The organism is Nocardia sp. NPDC005998 (genome assembly GCF_040614395.1).
Classification (GTDB): Bacteria; Actinomycetota; Actinomycetes; order Mycobacteriales; family Mycobacteriaceae; genus Nocardia.
The window spans coordinates 94,898-118,343 of sequence record NZ_JBEXUI010000028.1 but is presented as its reverse complement, the minus strand read 5'-3'; the positions used below and the strand labels follow the sequence as shown (position 1 = coordinate 118,343).

Here is a 23,446-nt window from a genome sequence, read left to right as displayed (position 1 = left end):
CGTGACCGAGCGCAGCGAGGGCACCATAGACACAGCACCATCGGTCGCAGCGGAACCGAGCGCCAGCGAGGTGCAGCTGTGACCGAGCGCAGCGAGGGCACCATAGACACAGCACCATCGGTCGCAGCGGAACCGAGCGCCAGCGAGGTGCAGCTGTGACCACCACAGTCGAGCTCACCTACGAATCGACCTCGCGGTACGCGCAGGTGCGGCCCGATCTGCGCCTGCACTACCACGAGGCCGGGGTCGGCAATGGCCCGACGATCGTGCTGCTGCACGGCGGCGGGCCCGGTGCCTCCTCGTGGTCGAACTTCGCCCGCAATATCCCGGAGCTGGCGCGTAACTTTCACGTACTCGCCGTGGACCAGCCGGGCTTCGGACGCTCGGACAAGCCGACCGATCATCCGCAGTACTTCGTGCACAGCGCCTCGGCACTGCGGGATCTGCTCGATGCCCTGGATATCACCGGACGTGTGCACCTGCTCGGCAATTCGCTCGGCGGCGGTACCGCGGTGCGGTTCGCGCTGGACTACCCGGATCGGGCGGGCAAATTGGTGCTGATGGGTCCGGGTGGGTTGAGCCTCAACCTGTTCGCGCCGGACCCGACCGAGGGCGTCAAGCAGCTCGCGAAGTTCAATTACGAGCCGACCAGGCAGAACCTGGAGGCGTTCCTGCGGATCATGGTCTTCGATCAGTCGCTGATCACCGATGAGCTGATCGATGAGCGTTTCGCTTCGGCGAGCACACCCGAGGCACTGGCCGCGACCAGGGCGATGGGAAAGTCGTTCGCCGGATCCGATTTCGAGCAGGGCATGCTCTGGCGCGACGCCCATAGGCTGCGTCAGCCGGTGCTGCTGATCTGGGGCCGAGAGGATCGGGTGAATCCGCTCGATGGCGCGCTGGTCGCGACGAAGATGATTCCACGGGTGCAGCTGCACGTATTCGGTGCTTGCGGACACTGGGCCCAGCTGGAAAAGTTCGATGAATTCAACCGGCTGGCAATGGACTTCCTTGCCGGTGTGAAGGAGAAGTGATGAGCATTCGATCACTGGCGTATCTGCGCATCGAGGCCACCGATATGGCGGCCTGGCGCGAATACGGGCTCAAGGTGCTCGGCATGGTCGAGGGCAAGGGCGGCGATCCCGAGGCGCTGTACCTGCGCATGGACGACTTCCCGGCACGCCTGGTCATCGTGCCCGGCGATAAGGACCGGCTGCAGGTCTCCGGCTGGGAAACCGCCAATGCCGCTGATCTGCAAGACATTCGGGACCGGCTGGATGCGGCCGGGGTGCCGTTCAAGGAGGGCACCGCGCAGGAGAAGGCCGACCGCCGGGTCTACGACCTGATTTCGTTCGAGGATCCCTCCGGCAACACCCTGGAGGCCTTTCACGGTGCGGCACTGGAGCATCGGCGCGTGGTCAGCCCGTACGGGCACCGGTTCGTCACGGGCGAACAGGGACTCGGCCATGTGGTGCTCAGCACCAAGGACGATGCGGCCGCGCTGACCTTCTACCGCGACGTGCTCGGCTTCCGTTTGCGCGACTCGATGCGGCTGCCACCGCAGATGGTCGGACGTCCGGCCGATGGCGAACCGGCCTGGCTGCGCTTCTTCGGCTGCAATCCGCGGCACCACTCGCTGGCCTTCCTGCCCATGCCGACCCCGAGCGGCATCGTGCACCTCATGCTCGAGGTGGAGGGGTCCGACGATGTCGGGCTCTGCCTGGACCGCGCGCTGCGCAAGAAGGTGAAGATGTCGGCGACGCTCGGCAGGCACGTCAACGACAAGATGCTGTCGTTCTATATGAAGACACCTGGCGGATTCGATGTCGAATTCGGCTGTGAAGGTTTGGAAGTCGATGACGACGACTGGATCGCCAGGGAATCCACCGCGGTCAGCCTGTGGGGTCACGACTTCACGGTCGGACAGCGGCAGCAGTAATGAGTGACAGGGCGAGCGACGATACGGGCGGGAAGACCATGACAATCGACGAATACCCCGCAATCGACGGACGGCAGTTCCGAAATGTCCTTGGGCAGTTCTGCACCGGTATCACGGTGATCACCACCTTCGATGCCGACAGCGCCCCGATCGGCTTCGCCTGCCAATCCTTCGCCGCCCTGTCCCTCGACCCACCCCTGGTCCTGTTCTGCCCGACCAAGACCTCCCGGTCCTGGGCGGCCATCGAAGAGTCCGGACGCTTCTGCGTGAACGTCCTGGCCGAAGAGCAGCAGCAGCTGTGCGCCCGCTTCGGTTCCCGCGAACCCGATAAATTCGCCGAAACCAGCTGGCACACCTCGGAACTGGAGCTCCCGCTCCTGGACGACGCCCTGGCCACCATCCAGTGCAAGGTGGACAGCGTCGTCGACGGCGGCGATCACTACATAGTGATCGGCCGAGTCCTGGCCCTGTCGGAGTCGACCAGCTCCGGCAGGCCGCTGTTGTTCTACCGTGGGCAGTACACGGCCATCGAACCGGAAAAGACCGTCCCCGCCCCCTGGCGCCACGACCTGGAGCATTTCCTCACCACCACAACGCTGGACACCTGGCTCTAGCGCTGCGGCGTATGTATGAGTCGAATCGCCTTCGCGCGCTCCATCATTCGTCGGCGCAGGCAACCTGCGGATCTACCTGTGGCCCGACCCGAAGTAACTCGGGTCGGGCCACAGCTGCGTTAGATGGTCAGGTTGTGGGGCGGGTGCTGCGGAAGGTCAGGGCGACTGCGAAGGTCAAGGCGGCGATGCCCACTGCTGCGGCGAAGGCGGTGGTAATGCCGCTGACCAGGGCGTGCTGTGCCGAACCTCCGGCATCGCGGGAGGCGGTGCCGAAGATGGTGACCAGGATGGCGAGGCCGAGGGAGGCGCCGGTCTGCTGGAGGGTTTGCAGTGCGCCGCCCGCGGCACCGGCTTCGGCCGGGGGCACGCTCGACATGATGATCACATTGAGCGGTGAGAAGGCAAGGCCGATACCGCATCCCATCAGGATCATGGCGACGAACAGCAGTGGGAAGTAGCCGCTGTCGACCGTCAGCCGGGTCAGCAGGGCCAGACCGGCCGCCATCGATATCGTGCCGACCACGGTTACCGGTTTCGGACCGAAGCGCGGCAGCAACCGCGGGATCAGCCGGATCATGGTGAACATCAGCAGCGCGGTCGGCATGAAGGCGAAACCCGTTGCCAGGGCGGACAATCCGCGCACTTCCTGCAGGTATTGGGTGAGGAAGAAGAACATCGACATACCGGCCATCGGGCCGAGGAACATATTGGCGTAGGCCGCGGCGCGATTGCGGTCGAGGAACAGCCGCAATGGCAGCAGGGGCTGGGCCGTTCGCGCCTCGATGGTCAGGAAGGCGGCGACCGATGCCGCGCCGACCGCCAGCCAGATAACCGTTCCCGCATCGCCCCAGCCGTGTGACGCGGCGCTGATGAAGCCGTAGACCAGCGCGGCGACGCCGCCGGTGGCGGTCACGGCACCGGGCAGGTCGAGGCGCGCGGGCTGACGCTCGACGATCGGCAGATAGCGCAGCGCGAGCACCACCACGGCCAGGCCGAAGGGCACATTGATGAACAGTGCGGAGCGCCAGCTCAGCCATTCGGTCAGCAGTCCGCCGACTATGAGGCCGATCGCGAAACCCGCACTGGACATGCCGGAGAACAATGCGAGTACCCGCATCCTCGCCTTGGGTTCGCTGAATGTGGTGGTCAGCAGCGCGAGGGTGCTCGGCCCCGCCATGGCACCGCCGATGCCCTGTACGACACGGGCGATGAGCAGCCAGGTCGCCGATGGCGCCAGTCCGCCCGCCAGCGAGGCGACGGTGAACAGTGCCGTACCGGCGATGAACAGGTTGCGGCGGCCGAACAGATCGCCGGCGCGGCCGCCGAGCAGCAGCAGCCCGCCGAAGACCAGGGTGTAGGCATTCATCACCCAGGACAGGTTCGTCGCGGTGAAGTGCAGGTCGGTGCGGATGCGCGGCAACGCCACATTCATCACCGTGATGTCGAGGATGATCATCAATTGGCAGGTCAGCAGGGTGACCAGCACGATGCCGGAGCGGAGCCGACCGGCTGTCGGGATGGCGGACGCACGGGTATCCGCGGAGAGGGTGGTGGACAAAGAACGCTCCATCGCATGAGATTCAAGCGGAGGTAGCCTCCGGTTTGGCTGGAGCTATCATATGGAGGGTTCCTCCAGTTACGCAACTCTATCTGGAGGGTCCTTCCGTTTTCCACTGGAGGGAATATGGCAGCACCGTCGACCGGACGGCCGATGCGCGCGGACGCCCGGCGCAACTACGAGCGGATCGTGACGACCGCTCAGGAGGCGTTCGCCGAACAAGGCCCCGAGGCGCCGCTGGAAGAGATCGCGCGCCGCGCCGGTGTCGGCATCGGCACGCTCTACCGGCACTTTCCGAGCCGCGAGGTACTGGTCGAGGCCGTATACCGTTCCAGCATCGAACAATTGAGTGCCCGCGCCCACGACCTGCTCGAAACCCGTCCGGCTGCCGAGGCTTTCGAGCAGTGGCTGCGCGAACAGGTGCAATGGGTGATGGACAACCGCAGCCTCGCGACCACCCTGAAGGCCGGAATGGACAAGGGCTCGCCGACCTTCCAGCTGTGCCGGACCCTGATCACCGATGCAGCGAGCGCACTCCTGCAGGCGGCACAGGACGCCGGCCAGATCCGTCGCGATATCGAGCCGCGCGATCTGCTCAGATTCGGCCATGGCATCGGGGTCGCGTGCGAAACGATGCCCGAAGCCGCCGATCGGATGCTCACCGTGACGCTCGACGGTATGCGCGCATCGGACTGAGCGCGCTGTGGCGGAAAGCCGAGGTGTCGATCCCCATCCCACCCATCGGTGACCGACCCCTTCGACCCGCCCGGCGAGGTGCCGTTTCCCCCTAGGACCGGGCCGGCCCTCGTAGGGCGGGCTTCGTGCGGTGCGGGCAGGCACGGGTGTTCCACTCCAACGTCACCTACACCTCACCAGCGGGGCTGGTCGGTCTGGAAGTAGTCCTCGTCGGTGCTGGTGCTGCCAGTCGCTGGGATGTCGTGGGCGCCAACCGCCGCTCCGCTCACCGCCTCGACTGCGCTGAAGCATCCAGTAGCAGGTCGAGCAGTGCCGCGGTGGTGTCCGATGGCTGGACGGGAGTGAGGACAATTTGGTCGGCGGTGGTCGATGGGCCGGTGAGGGGGATGATGCGCAAGCCGGGTGGCTGGTGATCGAGTGCAGATTCGATGGTGATGCCGATGCCCGTTCCAGCGGCGACGTGAGCGGCGATGGAGTGCACGCTGTCGGCGGTTCTGATGATCTGCAGATCGGCTCCACTGATGTGGAAGGCGGACAGCAGGCGGTCGCACAGGCCGCTGTTGATCTGGTGCGGCCAGGTGAGCAGGCCGGTGCTCGACAGCTCGGACGCATTCAGCTCAGTACGCCCGGCGAGGGGGTGATCAGCGGGTACGAGCGCCATGAACCTCTCGGTGGAGAGCACTCTCGCGCGTACTCCGATGACGTCGCCACCGGTTGCCCAGCCGATGCCCAGCCCGATCGTCGCTGCCCGCAGGGCGGTGAGCTGAGCTGTGGTCGACATCGCCTCCGGCACGATCGTCACATCGGGGCAACGGTCGCGCAGTTGTGGCAGGCAGCGCAACAGCAGCTCGTGGTCGGTGTATTCGGCATGACCGACGACAAGAGTGGTGCGTGCCTGGTCTCCGGCTGCCAAGGAGCGGCCACGCTGCTGGAAACGGCGCAGCTGCGCCAGGGCGGCGTGGGCGTCGGGCAGCAGCGCCGCACCGAGATCGGTCAGTGCCACCTGGCGGCTGGTGCGGTGGAACAGCCGCCCGCCCACGGTTCTCTCCAGCCGCCTGACGGCGTCGCTGACGGTGGGCTGCCCACGATGCAGGCGGGTGGCGGCACGGCCGAAGTGGAGTTCTTCCGCGACCGCTACGAATGCCTCCAGTTCAATCCTGTCCACGGGGCCAAGGTAGCACGATCAATCGGTGATACCGATCGCTGCAAGCCGAGATACGGCGTTGATGCCGTGCCATACGCGGGTTGTGATGGATAGGCAGGCAGCAACACTGCACGACCGAAAGCAGGGAAACACATGACAGTCAACGACGTCGACGGTGAACATAACGCGCCGACGGTCACGGTGACCGTGGTCTATCACTCAGTGCACGGGCACACCCGAGTCCTGGCCGAGCACCTCGCCGACGGGGCGCGGCTGGTGCCGGGCGCTCGGGTGCATCTGGTCGAGCTCCGGGCGGAGGACGTCAACGCGGGCCGTTGGCGTGACCCAGAGGTGCTGGCGCTGCTCGACCGCTCCGACGCGATCGTCATGGGCTGCCCTACTCTGATGGGCAGCGTGTCGGCGGTGTTCAAGGCGTTCATGGAGGCGGCGTTCACACCATTCACGACGCAGGCGTGGAAGGACAAGCTGGGCGGAGGGTTCACTATGTCCGCCTCGCAGAGTGGCGACAAGCTGTCGGTTCTGCAGCAATTGGCAGTCTTCGGCGCACAATTGGGCATGCAGTGGGTCGGTGTGGGCGACATGCCAGGCAATAACTGGAGTGGTGGCTCCCGCGACGATGTGAACCGGCTGGGCTCGTGGCTGGGGTTGATGAGCCAGAGCCACGCCGACCAGGAGGCCGAGCACGCCGGGTCGCGCGGCGACCTGATCACCGCGCAGCGGTACGGCGAGCGGATCGCGCGGCTGACTCAGCGTTGGGTCAACGCTTTACCGTACGACACCCCGCGGATGACGGAGCATGAGGCGCGCGCACTATCGGCCTCACTCCGGGACACCAGCGGCGCACCGGCAGCTTGAACCGAGCACGATCTCGCGGATCAGCCGCACCGGTGGCTGAGCCACTTCGAACAGCGGGATTCTGTGGCCGGTTCACCCGCGCCGTTTCGAGCGGCGACAGGTAAACCGGCTCATCCGGTCCCCGCCGCAGACCGCTGACTGGGAGATGGACCCGCATCGACGCCCGTACCTGCGCCCAGATGTCACCCTGAACCGGTCGGCCCAAGGTACGCATTCAAGGAGTGCGTAACCGAGATGTGACCCCATTCGTATGGGACCATCCGTTTTCAAGACGGTGACGGACGCCGGTCCGCATGTCTTTCCGTGGTGCCGCGGAAAGACGAGGGCACGATCCCCAAGGCTTACACCTCGATTCGCTCAGCAGGCGATCCCAGACGCTCGTCTGGTTGTCTTTCCGCAGTGCGCCCGGTAGGGATCGAACCCACGACAACCGACTTAAAAGGACGGAGCTCTACCAACTGAGCTACAGGCGCATGGCGACCTCGAATTCGTTGTATCCACCGTAAGAACGCCCGCGCGCGATCGCAATCGAATTATCCGATGGCATCCGCGTCGGGCCAGGTGTGCGATGTGCACGTGGCGGCATCCGGCAATTCTTCTGCCAGGAAAACGGTTTGGGCCATCATCTTGAAGCCGGACATCTGTTCGCGGAAAACCTCGATGGACTCTTCCGGATGCACCGAATCGATGACCGCATGTGGACCGATCGCATTGAACTGGTGGCTGACACCACGCGGAATCTGCATATCGACGAAGGAGCATGGCGGGACGATCAGGTTGTATCTGGTGCGGTACAGGCCGGGCGGCGTATCCGGTAGTTCGTCCTCGAATTCGCTCGGCACGAAAGGCGTAACGCCGACGACATCGGTCACCCGGAACGGCGAGAGGCTGCTGACCCGGATGTGGGTGTCGGGGCCGGTCATCATCCGGACGAAACGCAGGCCGGTGTGCAAATGCATGCGCGAGCAGATGCCGCGTTCCTCGGCATTGTAGAAATCCATGAGGTAGCGGTCGGCGAAGAAGCCGTCGAAGGGGGTTTCGATCATATAGACGTCGCCCTCTTCGAAGGTCTGGGACCGGACGATGCCATCCGCGTCGGGGGCGGTGGCGGCACGACTTGCCTTGGCATTGCGGACTATCTGGGCGAACGCTCGGACGACCACCGCGGCGACCTCGGCCGGAAATTGCGCGACGGGCGTGACGACATTGCGTCCCGCATCCTGGAATTCGGCGAGGTCGTGGATTTCGTTCTCATCGTCTGCGCGGTACTTGATTCGCGGATCGGACATGCGGCTCCTCGGTGCTACTCCAACGGACGAATGCGGGTCACGGCCCAACGTCGAAGGACCGCAACCACAGCTCCAACGACAGCACCAGCCACAACTTGCCGCCCTGTCGCGGCAGCAGCGCGCCGTCACCGCGCAGCCACGAGCGGATGGTGTCCTCGCGGAACAGGCCACGCGCCCGGGCCGACGAGCCGAGCAACAGGTCGTGGCCGAGTTCGCGCAGCGGTCCGGAGAGCCACTGCTGCACCGGCACTCGCATACCGCTCTTCGGACGGTCCACGATGGTGGCCGGAAGTAGGTCTCGCACAGCCTGCTTGAGAATCCACTTCTCGCTGGTACCGGCCAGCTTGTACCGACCGGGCACGCGGAAGGCGTGGTCGATAACGGCGCGGTCGAACAGCGGCGCACGTCCCTCCAAACCGCTTGCGGCGGTCAGTCGTTCGACCTTGGTCAGGATGTGATGTGCGCCCTTGGTGCGCAGATTCGTATGCAGCAACTGGTTGAGCAGGCCGGTCATTCGACCCTGGCGCAGGTATGGGGCGATCAGCTCGGTCAGCGGTGGCGCATCGGTGAGTGCGGTCAGCACGTCGGGGCTCAGTAGCACCGGCAGGTCGCTGTAGCACTTGCGGTAGCTGTCCAGATAGGCCGAGGCCCTGGCGTCGGGAGCCGGATCGTCGCGGGACAATTCGAAGATCAGCATCGGCAGGTTCTTGGGACCGCCGAAGACCGGGTCGCCGCCCTCACCATTGAGCACCACCCGAATACCGTCCGCGGCAACGGCTTCGGCGAGCATCAGATTCGGTACGGTAAGCGGATCGCCGACCGGGCAGTCCAGCAGCGATACCGTCTCCGCCAGTCGCGATGCGACCGTCGCACCGGGCACGGTGAGTATTCGATGTTCGGTATTGCAGTGCGTGGCAACGAGACCGGAGTAGGCGAGCTCGTTCGGTGTGGCGCCGCCGAAGCTGATGGAATACGACCGCACGCGCTGATCGTGCAGTTTGGCGGCGAGCGCAGTGACCAAACTGCTGTCGATACCGCCGGAGAGCAGCACCCCGACCGGTTCGCCCGCGGGCAGGCGCCGGGCGACCGCGTCCTCGAGCAGTTCGCGCAGTGCCAGCGCGTGGTCGGCGGCCGAGCGCGCATCCTCGATTTCGATGGGCTCCCAGTAGGTTTCCTCGGTCATCGAGCCGTCGTCGTGCAGGCGAACGCAGCGGCCGGGCAGGACCTCGCTGATATCGCGCAGCAGCGTCTCGCGGCCCGGCAGGTAGGCGAAGGTGAGGAATGACCGAACCGCGGGTAGGTGCAGTCCGGTGCGCAGTGCGGGCCAGCGGTGCAGTGCACGCAGCGAGGTGGATGCGGCCCAGCCATGGCCTGCGCGCGCGTGAAAGAGCGTGCGGGTGCCGACGTGGTCGCGGATCAACACCAGATCGGTACCGTCGGCGATGGCCAGTGCGAACATGCCGTCCGCGGTGGCGATTCCGTCGAGTCCGAAACGGGCGTAGCAGTGCAGTAGCAGTTCGCCGTCGGCGCAGTCCGGTGATACGTCCGCGCCGAGTCGGGCACGCAGCGGGGCGGCATTGAACAGCGTGACCTCACCGACCGCGGTCAACGCACCGACGGTGAAGGGCCCCGCCGCGATACCGGGACCTTCGAGCAACCCCAGCGCATGACGACCGATGACCGACACCGGATCGCCACCTACCGCCCGCACCTGACCGGCCGGGTCATCCGGCGTCTGGAAAGCACACCAACGAGACATGGTTCCCCTCAGCCGAAATCGCCGCCGTCATCCCCGCCGTCATCGTCCCAGCCGCCGTAATCGCCGCCCCCCTCACTGGAACCGGACGATTGCGCAACCGCCTGTCGGCGCAGTTCCTCCTCTTCCTCGGCGGTCAGCGAAATCGGCGGCATAACCAGCGCGCCCAGCAGTGCGCCCGCGGCCACAGTCGCACCGAGCCGACCACCGAACGAGGATCGATTCACCGTCAGCACTCCGTCACCCCACAGCGTGCGCCCGAAACCCGCCTCCCGCCCGTACACAACGGATCCATTGCGGTACACACGTTTCACGATCTTCGGTCCGAGCGCCTCATCGGTCCCAGCGCCACCTCGATCATCACGCCACGACACGACCCCCTGCGCGTCACGAGTCCGCCACTCCTGACGCCCATCGGCATAGCGCCGATGCACGGACCCATCCGCCAGCAATTCATCGGTATAGGTGATCTTCCGATGCTCTGACACGGCGCTCCCCTTTCCTGCGTCGGGCCAGACGAACAAGCCCGTAGTCCTGCGTAGTTCGGTCACATGCGTTATCGACACGCGCACCCCGCAAACCAAGCGATGCACAGTGCAGCCGCACCCACGGCATCGCGCTCGATCCAGCGGCCGTGCCACAGCCACCTGCGCTATAGGCGCGCACACCCCGCAAACCAGCCGGTCCGCAGCGCAGCCGGACGGACGGCAGCCCGTTCGACGAAGCATCCATGCCACATCTACACGCCCCCGCCGATCCACTAGCCTGCAAACCTGCGTGCCCCGTGATGCCCTGGAACCTCCTGCGGCGAGCGACATCAGAAAGCCCGCGTGCGGTGCGCGGTGCACACCAGTTGCACGCGTTATCGGCAAGCGCACCCCGCGAACCAAGCGATGCACAGCGCCACCACACCGGCGGCGTCCCGCTCGATCCAGCGGCCATGCCACAGTTACATGCTCCCCACGATCGACCGGTCGCCAACGCACCCTGCTGACCCATGATGGCGTGGAAACTCATGCGGCAACTCACATGAGCAAGCCCGCGTGCCGTGCGCGGTGCACACCAGTAGCACGCGTAGTCGGCATGCGCACCCCGCGAACCAAGCGATGCACAGCGCCACCACACCGGCGACGCCGCGCTCGATCCAGCGCCCGTGCCACAGCGATATCCTCCCCTTGATCGACTGTTCGCCAGCACACCCTGCTGCCCTACGGCGGCATGGAAACTCATGCGGCGGGCCAGGTCAGGAAGCCTGCTTTTCGGGCGCGGCGTAACTCGGTGAAGGTGGATCGGGGTGGGCGGACCTCACGGACGAGGCGGTGGACGGTACGCAGCAGCGAGACCGGGCGCACTGCCGCGACCTCGATGTACCGGCCGCGGCGCAGCCATGCGCGTTCCCGCGAATCCAGCTGCGCCACGATCGCGCTCAGTGCAGGGTCGCCATAGGGCTCTTCGCGTTCCCACGAAGCCGCCTCAGCGCTGGATGCCCGGCCGCGGCGCAATTGTGTACTTTGCGTCGGACCCACGTGCTCGAGAAACGTGCTCGGCGCCGGGGCGTCCAACTCTTCGCGCTCGTACGAATCGACCTGCGCCCCCTCAGCGCCCGGCGCTGGGTCACAGCGCAACCGTGCACGTCCGGACAAATCCACCTGCGCCGCTATCGCGTTCGCCCCAGGATCGCAGTCCGGCTCTTCGCGCTGGCACTGATCCATCTGTGCCGCCTCGGCGCTCAACGCTGGGCCGCGGCACAACTGTGCACGTTTCATCGAATCCACCTGCGCCGCAAACGTGTTCGGCACCAACCCACGGACATGAAGCAGGTGTAGTGTGCCTGCCTGGCGCGGGCGTAGGCCCAAGGGGACAACTCGCACGCCGTCGGGGATTTCGGTCAGTTCCCTGAGCCGCGCTGGGAAGGTGAGTCCGGTGGTGCTCGCATCGTGTAGCAGATAGATGGTGCCCCGCACGCTTGCGAGCATGCCTGCGATGCCGGGATCGAGGGGGAGTTCGGCTGCGCTGAGTACCGGACATGCGGATTCCATCGGTAATCCGTTGGCGCGCAGCATTTGTGCGATTGCGTCCGATTCGCAGACGAGCAGCCGCGGTAGGCCGTAGTCGAACAGGTCCGGTTCGGGTGTGTGCCGTCCGGCTCGGGTGGCCTCCGGTGGCGCGATCGTCAAAAGGCCCGGCAGCTCGCCGTGGCGGTCGAGCGCGGTGCGAAAGGACGCGTAGCTCAGCGGTGCGGGGACCGTGAATGCGAAGCGCCGTGGGAGCCGATGCACCGGTGTGAGGATTCGGCACACCTCGTAATAGAGCTGGCGCTCGGTGAATCGGATACCGCTCGGCGCGGCGGCTCGCTCGGCGGCGATGCGCAGCAGCCGATCGAGCATATGCGGTTTCACCCGGCCGGCCACGTGAGGAAACCTATCTCGCGGGCGCGCCGCCGCTCCGGATCGGCCGCATCCTCGACCCGCTCGACCGCCCGTTCCAGCACCGCGAGCAGTTTCGCCGGCGCAATCGCGGCGATCGGCGACCACCACCCTTCGGCGAGCCATTCGATCTCCGCCGCCGAGAGCGCTTCCCCGCGCAGAAATGCGGTATCGGACTCCGGCGGTCGAGGCTCACGCAGCCGCAGCGCCGACGCATTGGCCAGTACCGCGCGCGGCCACAGACCGACCGGCACGACCCGGGTACCGAGCGCCGCGCGAGCCTGTCCGGCCAGGGCGACACCGGCCAGACTGGCATCGTGCAGCACGATCACCGGCACATCCGGTGGCAGCCGATCGATGCGATCCGATAGGGCCATATCCCAGGTCCGCGATACCTCGTTCGCAGCAAGGCAGGCCAGCACGCTCGCATCCGGGCACAGCACGGCGAATCGGGGCCGCTGCACGGCGGGTGGTTTCACCAGCGATTCGTCCACCGAGCCGGGCGGCGGACCGTGGTAGATCGGGGCCCACCGGCCGATCACATCCCGCCGGAAGACCGCGTACGACACCGGCATTCGGACCGAGGCCCGGCTCAGGAACCAGGGCCGCGCCGACTGTAGACCGACAATGGCCAGCGCCAGCACCAGCGCACCGAGCAGAATCACCACCCCCGCCGGTGCCGCGCCACTGACCATCAGGAAGAAGGCCACCACCACAATGGCCACCGAAACCCCGATGCGCACCCGCTTGAACACCTGCAGCGCATCCGGAACCTTCTTGCGCCCCGCCGCATACCAGAGCTGCGTCAAGGTATACCGCAGGCCCCGCCCGTCCCCGAGCCGCTCGGCCAGCTTGCGCATCCGAATATCGTGCAGCCCGAACGGACTTTCCTTCGGCTCCAGCGCAAACTCCCGCTTACAAGTCGAACAGCGCCGCCCCCCACGCTCCTTGCGCAACAGATTCGCATTGCAATGCGGACAGATCACGCCTCATAGTCTCCGATTCCCCCACCACCCGCGACCCCAAAATTCCAATGTTCACCCACCCGGCCAGCGACCGACGCATATCTACTGAGTACCGCGCGCAAGTTGCAGCCTGTGCGCGGTACCCACTGGATATGCGGCACCCCACGCAAAGGCCGCGACCAGTTGGGGACCGGTCGCGGCCTTGCGGTCTGGGTCAGGCGGAGACGGTGGCCTCGCGCTGGAGTTCGAGGGCGATATCGATCAGCTGGTCCTCCTGGCCGCCGACGAGTTTGCGCTTGCCTGCGCGGACCAGCATCTCGGCGGCGGAGACGCCGTAGCGTTCGGCCTGACGTTCGGCGTGCTTGAGGAAGCTGGAGTACACGCCCGCGTAGCCCATCATCAGTGCCTGGCGGTCCAGCAGGCATTCCTGCGGCATGACCGGGCGGACCACGTCCTCGGCCGCATCGGCGATCGCGAAGAAGTCGATACCGGTCTTGATGCCGAGCTTGTCGCAGACGCCGACGAATGCCTCGACCGGGGTATTGCCCGCGCCAGCGCCGAATCGCCGTGCGCTGCCGTCGATTTGCTTCGCGCCCGCGCGAACGGCGTAGACGGAGTTGGCAACAGCCAGGTCCAGGTTCTCGTGCCCGTGGAAGCCGACCTGGGCATCATCGCCGAGTTCGGCGACCAGCGCGGCGACCCGGTCCGAAACCTGCTCGAGCACAAGCGCACCCGCGGAGTCCACCACGTAGACGCACTGGCAACCCGCGTCCGCCATGATGCGGGCCTGCTTGGCCAGCGCTTCCGGCGGCTGGGTATGCGACATCATCAGGAAGCCGACGGTTTCCAGTCCCAGCTCGCGCGCGAGACCGAAATGCTGGATCGACACATCCGCCTCGGTGCAGTGCGTGGCGATGCGGCAGATCGAGGCACCGTTGTCCTGGGAGATCTTGATGTCCTCCTTGACGCCGACGCCGGGCAGCATGAGCACCGCGATCTTGGCCTGCTTGGCCGTCTCCGCCGCGATCTTGACCAGCTCCTGCTCGGGAGTGTGCGAGAAGCCGTAGTTGAACGATGAGCCGCCGAGTCCATCGCCGTGGGTCACCTCGATGACCGGCACACCGGCGCCGTCCAGCGCGGTGACGATATTGCGCACATCGTCGGCGGTGAACTGGTGGCGCTTGTGGTGCGAGCCGTCGCGCAGCGAGGTATCGGTGACGCGGATGTCGAGTTCTGCTGAATAGACCATATCGAAGGCTCCTTTACACCCGGGCCGACAGAATCTGCTGTGCCATGACCTCGCCGACCTGGGTGGCGGCGGCGGTCATGATGTCGAGGTTGCCCGCGTACGGCGGCAGGAAGTCACCGGCGCCCTCGACCTCGACGAAGACCGAAACCTTCGCCATACCACCGGAAACCACCGACGGCGGGTCGAACTGCGGCTCGTTCAGCAGCCGGTAGCCGGGCACGTACTTCTGGATGTCCTCGACCATCCGATGGATGGAATCGGCGATCGCATCGGTATCGGCATCTTCCGGAATTGCGCAGAAGATGGTGTCGCGCATGATCATCGGCGGTTCGGCCGGGTTCAGAATGATGATCGCCTTGCCACGCTGCGCGCCGCCGATCGTCTCCACACCACGCGAGGTGGTCTTGGTGAACTCATCGATATTGGCGCGGGTGCCCGGTCCGGCGGAGACCGACGATACCGAGGCCACGATCTCGGCGTAGGGCACCGGCACCACGCGCGATACCGCCGCGACGATCGGAATGGTGGCCTGACCACCGCAGGTGATCATATTGACGTTCGGCGCATCGAGATTCGCACCGACCAGGTTCACCGGCGGCACGACCGCGGGCCCGACGGCGGCGGGGGTGAGGTCGACCGCGCGGATCCCGGCCTCGGCATATTTGGGTGCCGCGGCGCGATGCACATACGCCGAGGTCGCCTCGAAGACGAGATCGGGCAGTTCCGACTGCGCGAGCAACCAGTCAACGCCCTCGTGCGAGGTCTCCAGCCCGAGCCCGCGGGCGCGCTTCAAACCCTCGCTCTCCGGGTCGATTCCGATCATCCACTTCGGTTCCACCGTGGTGGAGCGCAGCAGTTTGTACAGCAGATCGGTGCTGATATTGCCGGATCCGACGATCGCGGCGGTGACGGTCCCCGTTTCGGACACGGCCAGCCTCCTATTTGAATTGCAAACGGACAGAACCGAGTCCGGCGAACTCGGCATGGAACGAATCACCCGCACGGGCGTCGATGGCGCGGGTGCAGGAGCCGGGCAGCACGATGTCGCCCGCCTTCAGCCGCACCCCGAAACTGGCCACCTTGCGGGCCAGCCAGGCCACCGCGATGACCGGATCGCCGAGCACGGCATCGCTGCGGCCCTCGGCGATCACCTCGCCATTGCGGGTGAGCACTGCGTCGATGGCCTTGATATCAATGTCTTTCGGCGCGACTCGTTCCGCACCGAGCACGAAACCGGCCGAGGACGCGTTATCGGAAATGGTGTCGGCCAGCCCGATCTGCCAATCCTTGATCCGCGAATCGATCAGCTCGATGGACGGCGCATATGCGACCGTCGCGGCGAGCACATCGGCCTCGGTGCAATCGGCACCGGGCAGATCCGCGCCGAGGATGAAGCCGACCTCGACCTCCACCCGGGGGATCAGATAGCGCGAGGTCTCGACCGGAACATCCTCGAATACCTGCATATCCGCGAGCAGATGACCGTAGTCGGGTTCGTCGACACCCATCATCTGCTGCATGGCGAGCGAGGACAGCCCGACCTTGTGCCCAACCACCTTCGCGCCATTGTCGAGCTTGCGCCGGATATTGATCAGCTGGATCTCATAGGCGTCCACGACATCGATATCGGGATGCCTGGCGATGAGGGGTTCGATGCCGACCCGGTCGCGCTCGGCGACGTCGAGTTCATCGGCCAATTCGATTCGTACCGCATCGGACAGCACGCTAACTTCCTTCCACTGTTGTCGCTTCGGGCACGGCTGCCCGCGAAAGCGCGTCGGCACCTGCCGCGAACCTGCCCGCACGCCGACCGGAGAAAATGCAGTCGGCCAGGGACAATCCGCTGACGTAGGAGTCCGAGCAGATACCGACCGCGGTCCGCCCGGCCGCGAACAGGCCGGGAATATCGGTTCCGGCATTCGATTGCACGGCTCCGGTGCTCTCGTCGACGACCACGCCGCCGAGGGTGAGCATCGGGCACGGGTTGATGACGCTCGGCTTGATACCCACGTCCAACAACCAGAACGGCCCGGCCCCCACAGTTTTGGTGAACTCCGCGGGCTTGCCGACCGGATCGGGCGCGCCGTTCTCGATGGCGGCATTGTGCTCGGCGACGGTGGCACGCAGCCCGTCGGCATTGATACCGGCCTTCGCCGCGACGGCGTCCAGGGTCGCGCCGCGCACCGCGGTCCGCCGCATCGCCTCGAACTGCCCGCGCTGGAACCAGGCCGACTGCGTCCGGATCTGTCCGATCGCGGTCCGCATGAGCTTGTCGTCGGCGAGCAGCCAGCCCTTGCCGTCGTGTTCGGTGATCAACGCGTGGCCGACCGCGGCACCGTAGCGGGTCTCATCGATGACCCGGCGGCCGTCCGCGTCGACCAGTACCGAACCGGTAAAAGCGCTGGGCGGCAGGATGAACCGCCACGCCGAGATATTCCCCATCCGATCCGTCGCGGCACCGACCTGCCGGGCCATCCGGATCCCGCTGCCGTCATCACCGGTCGTGCCGAGTGCGAGTCCCCCGCGGTAGCGCGGGCCGTATTCGCGCAGCATGTCCCGATTCGCGATGAACCCGCCCGCGCTGAGCACCACACCACGGCGTGCCTGGATCCGAATCGTGGTGCGGTAGCGGCGATCCAGCTTCGCCAGCCGATGCTCCAGCGCCTTACGCAGCGGCGGGTAGTAGATGCCGGGCTTGGCCGCGATTTTCGCCATCCGGGCGTAGCGGTCCCGGACCGCTCCCGGGGCGTCGCGCAGGGTCTCGCATTCGACGCCGATCACCGTGCCGTTGTCATCGACGATCAATCGGGTTGCCTGCGTGAGGGTTTCCACCCGAACCCCGCGCCGCGCGGCCGAGGCGGCCAGTGGACCGGTGAGCTGCTTACCCGAGGTGCCCTTGCCCTTGACGCGGTGTCCGCGCTGGGCGGGCACCGCGACCTCGCGCCCGTAACCGGAGACCTCACTGCCCGAGTAGTAGAGGTAGTAGCTGTCATTGGGGTACGACGTCTTGTACGGACACAGCGACGCCTCGAACGGCACCCCGTGCCCCTTCAGCCATTCGATCATCGCGGGGCTCTCGGCGACGAATCGCCGCAGCGTCTCGGGCGTGACGGCGGTGCCGACTTCACGCTCGAGATAGGCCAGCATCTGCTCCGGTGTATCGCGCACACCCGCCTCGTGCTGCACCGATGTGCCGCCGCCCGCGTAGATGATGCCGCCGGACAGTGCCGATGCGCCGCCACCGGTGAAGCGCTCCAGCACCAGCACCTGCGCACCCGCATCCGTCGCTTCCAGCGCGGCCGCCGCACCCGCGGCGCCGAATCCGACGACGACCACGTCGGCGGCCAGGTCCCATTCGAGGCCCATGTACATCACTCCGGTCAGAAACTGAAACAAGTTTTCTCGACGAATGGAACGCCGAGCAAGTCTTCTGCCACTCAACATAGACCAAATGCGCCCCCATTCTATAACGTGTTCTACATGACTGATCCGGTTAATGATCCACAGAGCTACGACGTGGTGGTGGTCGGCAGTGGTGCTGCAGGTATGACCGCCGCCCTCGCCGCAGCCCACCATGGACTGAGTGCGGTGATCATTGAGAAGGCCGCGCACTACGGCGGGTCGACCGCGCGCTCGGGTGGCGGTGTGTGGATCCCCGGTAACAAGGCGCTCGCGGCGTCCGGCCGTCCCGATGACCGTGAGGATGCGCGCACCTACCTGCACAGCATCATCGGTGACGTGGTGCCGAAGGACCGGATCGACACCTACATCGACCGCGGTGCGGAGGCCTTCGACTTCGTCCTCGACCACACGCCGCTGAAGATGAAGTGGGTGCCCGGCTACTCCGACTACTACCCGGAGGCTCCGGGCGGCCTCGGCGCTGGACGCTCGTGCGAACCCGCGCCGTTCGACGCCAAGGTCCTCGGCGAGGAGCGGTTCAATCTGGAACCGCCGTACGCCAAGGCTCCGCTGAATGTGGTCGTCATGCAGGCCGATTTCGTGCGGCTCAATCTGATCCGCCGCCACCCGAAGGGCATTATGCGGGCGATGCGAGTCGGCGCCCGCACCTATTTCGCCAAGTGGACCGGTAAGCACATCCTCGGCATGGGGCAGGCCATTATCGCCGCCATGCGCAAGGGGCTCCTGGATGCGAATGTGCCGCTGCTGCTGAACACTCCGCTGACCAAGCTCATTGTGGAAGACGGCGTGGTCACCGGCGTCGAGGCCGAGCACAACGGCGAGCCGGTGCGGTTCACCGCCAAGTACGGGGTGGTGCTGGCCAGCGGCGGTTTCGAGCACAACGCCGAAATGCGCACCAAGTACCAGCGCCAGCCCATCACCACCGAGTGGACCACCGGTGCGGCCGCCAACACCGGCGACGGCATCAATGCGGGCATGGATGTGGGCGCCGCGGTCGGCTTCATGGAGGATTCCTGGTGGGGGCCGACCATCTTCAAGGGCGGTAAGCCCTGGTTCGCACTGGCCGAGCGGAATCTGCCCGGCACCATCATGGTCAACGCCGACGGCAAGCGATTCGGAAATGAGTCCGCTCCTTACGTCGAGGCTGTGCACACCATGTACGGCGGCGAATATGGGCAGGGTGAAGGTCCGGGCGCGAATATCCCCGCGTGGCTGGTTTTCGACCAGCGCTACCGGAACCGCTACATCTTCGCCGGATTGCAGCCTGGTCAGCGGTTTCCGTCCCGCTGGATGGAAAACGACCTCATTGTCAAGGCCGATAGCCTCGAGGAGTTGGCCACCAAGATCGGCGTGCCCGCGGACAGTCTGGCGGCGACCGTCGAGCGGTTCAACAAGTTCGCCGAGACCGGTAAGGACGAAGACTTCGGCCGCGGCAACAGCCATTACGACCGCTACTACGGCGATCCGACGGTGAAGCCCAACCCCTGCCTTGCGGGGCTGGTGCAGGGTCCGTACTACGCGGCCAAGATCGTGCCCGGTGACCTGGGTACGAAGGGTGGTCTGGTCGCCGATACCGCCGGTCGGGTGCTGCGCGAGGACGGCACCGTGATCGAGGGTCTGTATGCCTCCGGCAATAGCGCGACCCCGGTGATGGGCCACACCTACGCGGGCCCGGGCGCCACCATCGGCCCCGCGATCACCTTCGGCTATCTCGCGGTGCTGGATATCGCCGAACGCAAGAAGCGACCGTCGGCCGAGGCTGCCGCCGAGGCGTGAGCGACCGAGGGGGCGTCTCACCGAGCGGACGCCCCCTTGCCCACGCGGATGCGCTCGCCGCAGGATCGATTCGAGGCAACCGTCCCCGTGCGCGACGAACCGCAGGCCACCTCGCCGGACCACATCCGACCAGGACCGGCCGCACCGGGCAGATGAATCTGTCCACAAGCATTCACAAGGAGAACTCGATGCCCATCGATCCGAATATCGCCCTCGGCGCGGAACTGCCCAGCCGGGAGTTCGCCTGGACGCCGTCGGATGTGCAGCTGTACCAGCTGGGACTCGGGGCGGGCACGCGCTGGACCGATGCGGCCGAACTGCGCTACCTCGACGACCGCACCCCGCAGGTGCTGCCGACCTTCGCGACCGTCGCGGCCACCTTCCACGACACCGAACCGCCGAAGGTCAAGTTCCCTGGCATCGATATCGATCTCGCGAAGGTGGTACACGGCCACCAGGAGGTCGAGGTGCATCGCCCGATTCCGGCCGCCGGCAAGGCCACCAGCACCGGACGCATTACCGAACTGTGGGATAAAGGCTCCGCCGCCGTTGTCGTGCAGGAGCAGACCGTCACCGGCTCCGACGGCGAACCCCTCTGGACCGCGCGCTCATCCATCTTCGCGAAGGGCGAGGGCGGCTTCGGCGGCGAACGCGGCCCGAGCACGAAAGCCGAACTCCCCACCCGCACCCCGGATTTCGACGTCACCACCCCAACCCTCCCCCAGCAGGCCCTGCTGTACCGCATGTGCGGCGACCGCAACCCCCTGCACTCCGACCCCGAATTCGCCCGAGCCGCAGGCTTCCCCAACCCCATCCTGCACGGCCTCTGCACCTACGGCATCGTCTGCAAAACCGCCACCGACGCAGTCCTCGATTCGGACGCAACCCGCGTCACCGGCTTCCGCGCCCGCTTCGCCGGCGTCCTATACCCCGGCGAAACAATCCGCACCCAAATCTGGCGCACCGAAGGGGAACTCCTCATCTCCGCCACAGCCCCCGAACGCGACAACGCCCCCGTCCTCGCCGACGTAACCCTCCGCTTCACCTGAGCCCGCCTGGACAGTTGATCACCATGCGCTGATGCAGGTAAACGCCGAGAAGGGTCCTGCATCAGCGCATTCTCGACGGATGTGGGGTGGGCTGCGGTGGGTTCTGTTGTAATGCACTGACTTCTCGGGGTAGCGGTCCTGGAAATGGGTGCTGCACTGGGGCCGCGTCGCCTGGACGTTTGATCACCATGCGCTGGTGTAGGCAAACGTCGAGTGGGGCCTGCATCAGTGCATTCTCGGCGGATGCGGATGCGGATGCGGGGGCGGGCTGCGGTGGGTCCTGTGGTCCTGCACGGACTTCTCGAGGGGCCGCCTGTCCTGGAAGGGGGGGTGTACAGGGGTTTTGCTGGGGCCGTGCTGGGCGCGACGGGTGACGTACCCGGCTTTGTCTTCCGCAGCTTGCGTAGGCAGGCCCGCAGCTTTCGGCGTGAAGACTGGCTGTGGTTGCGTTGCACGACTTTCCATATCGAAGCAGGCAAAAGCGGTGACATTTCGCCCCTGCCCCTCCAGCACCTGGACGGTTGATCACCATGCGCTGGTGTAGGCAAACGTCGAGTGAGGCCTGCATCAGTGCATTCTCGGCGGGTGTTGGGTGGTTGGGCTGCGGTGGGGCCTGTCGTTCGGCACCGACTTCTCGGGGAATGCCTGTCCCGGAGAGGCTGCTGTACAGGGGTTTGCTGGGGGCGGTGCTGGGCGCGACGGGTGACGTACCCGGCTTTGTCTTCCGCAGCTTGCGTAGGCAGGCCCGCAGCTTCCAGCGCGAGGACTGGCTGTGGTTGCGTTGCACGACTTTCCATGCCGAGGCAGGCGACCAGCTGCGACATTTCGTCCTGCCCCAGCTGGACGGTTGATCACCATGCGCTGGTGTAGGCAAACGCCGAGAAGGGCCTGCATCAGTGCATTCTCGAGGGATGGTTTAGGTGGGGTGGGGAGTGTTGTTGGTACGGCGGCGTTTGGTGGTTAGGCCTTGGAGTACCAAGGCGTACAGGAGGACTATCAGGATCGGTGCGGCGATCGGGACCCAGGCCAGGTGTAGGGGGAGCAGTGCCGCACATACGGCGACGGTTGCGAAGGCTACTGCGCCGATTACCGAGGGGACGGTGGTTGGGACTACGCCCGCGGGGGCGGAGACGGTGGCGGTGTTGAGGAGGTAGGCCGTTGCCACCAATCCTGTTGCTGCGGCGGCTAGTACGCCGGTGTCGGCGGCGGCTAGTACGCCGATTGCCAGGAGGACTGCGGCGACGGCGGGGAGGCGGAACCACCAGCCTGCGGTTACGAGTAGGACTGCGGGGAGGCCTGCCCAGGGGGTCAGCAGGGTTATCGAGGTGACCAGTAGGGCGCCGGAGAGGATTGCTAGGAATCGGATCATCGGCGTACCCGTACTGTTCGGCGGTGCTCGGGGATCAGTCGCATTACCTGGTCCAGGCGGGCGTCTTCGGTCCAGGCGACGATGTCCACGCCGACGGTGCCCATATCTCGATACATCGAGGCGCGCTCCAGATTCCACATTCTGGCGAGGGTTGGGTCGAGCTCTTCCTGGAAGGGGGTGCCGCGCAGTACGTCTACCACCACGACCACATGGCCGCGCTTGCGCAGGTCGATGAGGGCGAGGGCGAATTGGGTGTCGAGCAGGGTGGAGAAGGCGACGACGATGGCACCGAGTGGGACGGCGGCGTGTGGGGCGAGGGTGCCGGTGGTCGGGATGTGCTCGTCGCCGACATCGAGGACGGTGTCCACGATCCGATAGAACTGCCGCCGCCCGATATCGGGGCGCAGCCAGCGGGGGGACTGGCCGAGGCAGACCACCGCGGTGCGATCCCCCGCCTGCAGCGTCGACTGCACCACCTGCGCCGCACCGCGCACCGACAGTTCCAGGGAGTCGGTGGCCGGACCCGGTGCCTGCTGCGAAGTGTCGACGAGCACAACCACATCCGCGGATCGGTTGGTGAGCCGCTCGGTGACGTATAGCCGCCCGCGCCGGGCGCTGACCGGCCAGTTCACGATTCGCAGCTGATCACCGGGCGCGTAGGCGCGGATATCGGCGTACTCGACGCCCGGACCGTGCTTGCGAGTGAGGTGGGTGCCGAGCCGTTCGGGAAGTTCGGTGCGCGGCAACTTCATTCGCTGCGGGTCGGTGATCGGATAGACGAAGAGCTGACCCGCCGGCAGCACCGCGGTCGCGACCGACAGACCCGCCGGACTGAGCGCGGAGACCCGGACCGATAGCGGATAGCGACCCCAGCGGTCCGCCATCAGGGCCAGCCGCAGCCCGGCGGGTGCCGTCCCGGAATCGATCGCCTCCTCGGTTTCGATTGCGAGGCCCGCGGACTTCTCCACAGTCAGCCGCAGCAGTGCATGGCCCGATTCGACGAAGGCGACGATAGTCGTCACGATCTCCTCGGACTCGAAGCAGCGCAGCGTGCCGCCGCCGTCGACCAGGATCCGGGTCGTCGACTGCTGCCATGGCGCGGTGGCGAGCACACCGAGCAGCGGGGCCGCGAATACGACCAGCTGCCAGCGGCCGAGTACCAGCGCGAGCACCAGCGCGACGGCCGCGGCCACCGCCAGCATGAACACCAATGGGGCCGGGCGCCAGCGCAATTCGGCCTCGACCGACGTGCTGATATCCCTGTGCCGCGCACCGCCCGCCATCGGCTCGTCGCGGCCCGGCCGCCGCGCGTCATAGGCC

General features: G+C 66.2%; 21 protein-coding genes and 1 tRNA gene. 8 read left to right on the top strand and 14 right to left on the bottom strand.

Annotation, left to right across the window (positions count from 1 at the left end; all coding sequences use genetic code 11):
* Positions 1–155: 155 nt before the first annotated feature.
* Genes hsaD through hsaB form a run of 3 tightly spaced genes read left to right on the top strand, consistent with a single transcriptional unit; the run spans position 156 to position 2,553 of the window.
* Positions 156–1,034, top strand: a complete 879-nt coding sequence (gene hsaD / locus ABZ293_RS29845; protein WP_355186014.1) for a 4,5:9,10-diseco-3-hydroxy-5,9,17-trioxoandrosta-1(10),2-diene-4-oate hydrolase — start codon at positions 156–158, stop codon at positions 1,032–1,034.
* The gene (gene hsaC, locus ABZ293_RS29840; RefSeq protein ID WP_354958570.1) at positions 1,034–1,939 is read left to right on the top strand and encodes an iron-dependent extradiol dioxygenase HsaC; all 906 of its coding nucleotides are present in this window, start codon (positions 1,034–1,036) and stop codon (positions 1,937–1,939) included. The genes hsaD and hsaC overlap by 1 nt, the downstream gene beginning before the upstream one ends.
* Before the next feature lie 38 nt (positions 1,940–1,977).
* Positions 1,978–2,553, top strand: a complete 576-nt coding sequence (gene hsaB / locus ABZ293_RS29835) for a 3-hydroxy-9,10-secoandrosta-1,3,5(10)-triene-9,17-dione monooxygenase reductase subunit (protein WP_354958569.1) — start codon at positions 1,978–1,980, stop codon at positions 2,551–2,553.
* 127 nt (positions 2,554–2,680) lie between these two features.
* On the opposite strand, the gene ABZ293_RS29830 is transcribed toward hsaB, so the two are convergent.
* Complete coding sequence (locus tag ABZ293_RS29830; RefSeq protein ID WP_355186012.1) at positions 2,681–4,123, bottom strand: MFS transporter; 1,443 nt, start codon at positions 4,121–4,123, stop codon at positions 2,681–2,683.
* A gap of 114 nt (positions 4,124–4,237) precedes the next feature.
* Between ABZ293_RS29830 and ABZ293_RS29825 the strand changes: the two genes are divergently transcribed.
* Positions 4,238–4,807: a helix-turn-helix domain-containing protein gene (locus ABZ293_RS29825; RefSeq protein ID WP_355186010.1), complete on the top strand. Its 570-nt coding sequence runs from the start codon at positions 4,238–4,240 to the stop codon at positions 4,805–4,807.
* Between the two features lie 265 nt (positions 4,808–5,072).
* Here the strand turns inward: ABZ293_RS29825 and ABZ293_RS29820 are convergent, their stop codons facing one another.
* On the bottom strand, positions 5,073–5,972 hold the full coding sequence (locus ABZ293_RS29820) for a LysR family transcriptional regulator (protein WP_355186008.1): 900 nt from the start codon (positions 5,970–5,972) through the stop codon (positions 5,073–5,075).
* A 132-nt stretch (positions 5,973–6,104) separates the two neighbouring features.
* Between ABZ293_RS29820 and ABZ293_RS29815 the strand changes: the two genes are divergently transcribed.
* Positions 6,105–6,827 carry a flavodoxin family protein gene (locus ABZ293_RS29815; RefSeq protein ID WP_355186006.1) on the top strand — a complete coding sequence of 241 codons (723 nt, stop codon included), beginning with the start codon at positions 6,105–6,107 and terminating at the stop codon, positions 6,825–6,827.
* A 400-nt stretch (positions 6,828–7,227) separates the two neighbouring features.
* Here the strand turns inward: ABZ293_RS29815 and ABZ293_RS29810 are convergent.
* The 10 genes from ABZ293_RS29810 to ABZ293_RS29765 all read right to left on the bottom strand — a co-directional run bounded on the left by ABZ293_RS29810 (position 7,228) and on the right by ABZ293_RS29765 (position 17,878).
* Positions 7,228–7,300, bottom strand: a tRNA-Lys gene (locus tag ABZ293_RS29810).
* Positions 7,301–7,360: 60 nt separating this feature from the next.
* A complete protein-coding gene (locus ABZ293_RS29805) occupies positions 7,361–8,116 on the bottom strand; it encodes a hypothetical protein (RefSeq protein ID WP_355186004.1) in 756 nt (251 codons plus the stop codon).
* 37 nt (positions 8,117–8,153) lie between these two features.
* Positions 8,154–9,803 carry an asparagine synthase-related protein gene (locus tag ABZ293_RS29800; protein WP_355186003.1) on the bottom strand — a complete coding sequence of 550 codons (1,650 nt, stop codon included), beginning with the start codon at positions 9,801–9,803 and terminating at the stop codon, positions 8,154–8,156.
* 80 nt (positions 9,804–9,883) lie between these two features.
* Positions 9,884–10,360, bottom strand: a complete 477-nt coding sequence (locus ABZ293_RS29795; protein ID WP_355186002.1) for a hypothetical protein — start codon at positions 10,358–10,360, stop codon at positions 9,884–9,886.
* A 738-nt stretch (positions 10,361–11,098) separates the two neighbouring features.
* Positions 11,099–12,283 carry a hypothetical protein gene (locus ABZ293_RS29790; RefSeq protein WP_355186001.1) on the bottom strand — a complete coding sequence of 395 codons (1,185 nt, stop codon included), beginning with the start codon at positions 12,281–12,283 and terminating at the stop codon, positions 11,099–11,101.
* Complete coding sequence (locus tag ABZ293_RS29785) at positions 12,268–13,158, bottom strand: hypothetical protein (RefSeq protein WP_355185999.1); 891 nt, start codon at positions 13,156–13,158, stop codon at positions 12,268–12,270. Before ABZ293_RS29785 ends, ABZ293_RS29790 begins: the two co-directional genes overlap by 16 nt.
* 319 nt (positions 13,159–13,477) lie before the next feature.
* On the bottom strand, positions 13,478–14,512 hold the full coding sequence (gene dmpG, locus ABZ293_RS29780) for a 4-hydroxy-2-oxovalerate aldolase (protein WP_355185997.1): 1,035 nt from the start codon (positions 14,510–14,512) through the stop codon (positions 13,478–13,480).
* 13 nt (positions 14,513–14,525) lie between these two features.
* Positions 14,526–15,440 carry an acetaldehyde dehydrogenase (acetylating) gene (locus tag ABZ293_RS29775; protein ID WP_354958557.1) on the bottom strand — a complete coding sequence of 305 codons (915 nt, stop codon included), beginning with the start codon at positions 15,438–15,440 and terminating at the stop codon, positions 14,526–14,528.
* 10 nt (positions 15,441–15,450) lie between these two features.
* A complete protein-coding gene (locus ABZ293_RS29770) occupies positions 15,451–16,236 on the bottom strand; it encodes a 2-keto-4-pentenoate hydratase (RefSeq protein WP_355185995.1) in 786 nt (261 codons plus the stop codon).
* A gap of 1 nt (position 16,237) precedes the next feature.
* Positions 16,238–17,878, bottom strand: a complete 1,641-nt coding sequence (locus ABZ293_RS29765) for an FAD-binding protein (RefSeq protein ID WP_355185994.1) — start codon at positions 17,876–17,878, stop codon at positions 16,238–16,240.
* A 105-nt stretch (positions 17,879–17,983) separates the two neighbouring features.
* Here ABZ293_RS29765 and kstD point away from each other — a divergent pair, with 105 nt between their 5' ends.
* From kstD to ABZ293_RS29750, 3 genes are all read left to right on the top strand, one after another.
* Entirely contained in the window at positions 17,984–19,708 is a 1,725-nt protein-coding gene (gene kstD / locus ABZ293_RS29760; protein WP_355185992.1) for a 3-oxosteroid 1-dehydrogenase, read from the top strand.
* A 188-nt stretch (positions 19,709–19,896) separates the two neighbouring features.
* Entirely contained in the window at positions 19,897–20,757 is an 861-nt protein-coding gene (locus tag ABZ293_RS29755; protein WP_355185990.1) for a MaoC/PaaZ C-terminal domain-containing protein, read from the top strand.
* Between the two features lie 686 nt (positions 20,758–21,443).
* Positions 21,444–21,608, top strand: a complete 165-nt coding sequence (locus tag ABZ293_RS29750; RefSeq protein WP_355185988.1) for a hypothetical protein — start codon at positions 21,444–21,446, stop codon at positions 21,606–21,608.
* A 65-nt stretch (positions 21,609–21,673) separates the two neighbouring features.
* On the opposite strand, the gene ABZ293_RS29745 is transcribed toward ABZ293_RS29750, so the two are convergent.
* Positions 21,674–22,126 carry a hypothetical protein gene (locus ABZ293_RS29745; RefSeq protein WP_355185986.1) on the bottom strand — a complete coding sequence of 151 codons (453 nt, stop codon included), beginning with the start codon at positions 22,124–22,126 and terminating at the stop codon, positions 21,674–21,676.
* The gene (locus ABZ293_RS29740; RefSeq protein WP_355186034.1) at positions 22,123–23,409 is read right to left on the bottom strand and encodes a DUF58 domain-containing protein; all 1,287 of its coding nucleotides are present in this window, start codon (positions 23,407–23,409) and stop codon (positions 22,123–22,125) included. Before ABZ293_RS29740 ends, ABZ293_RS29745 begins: the two co-directional genes overlap by 4 nt.
* Between the last annotated feature and the right edge of the window lie 37 nt (positions 23,410–23,446).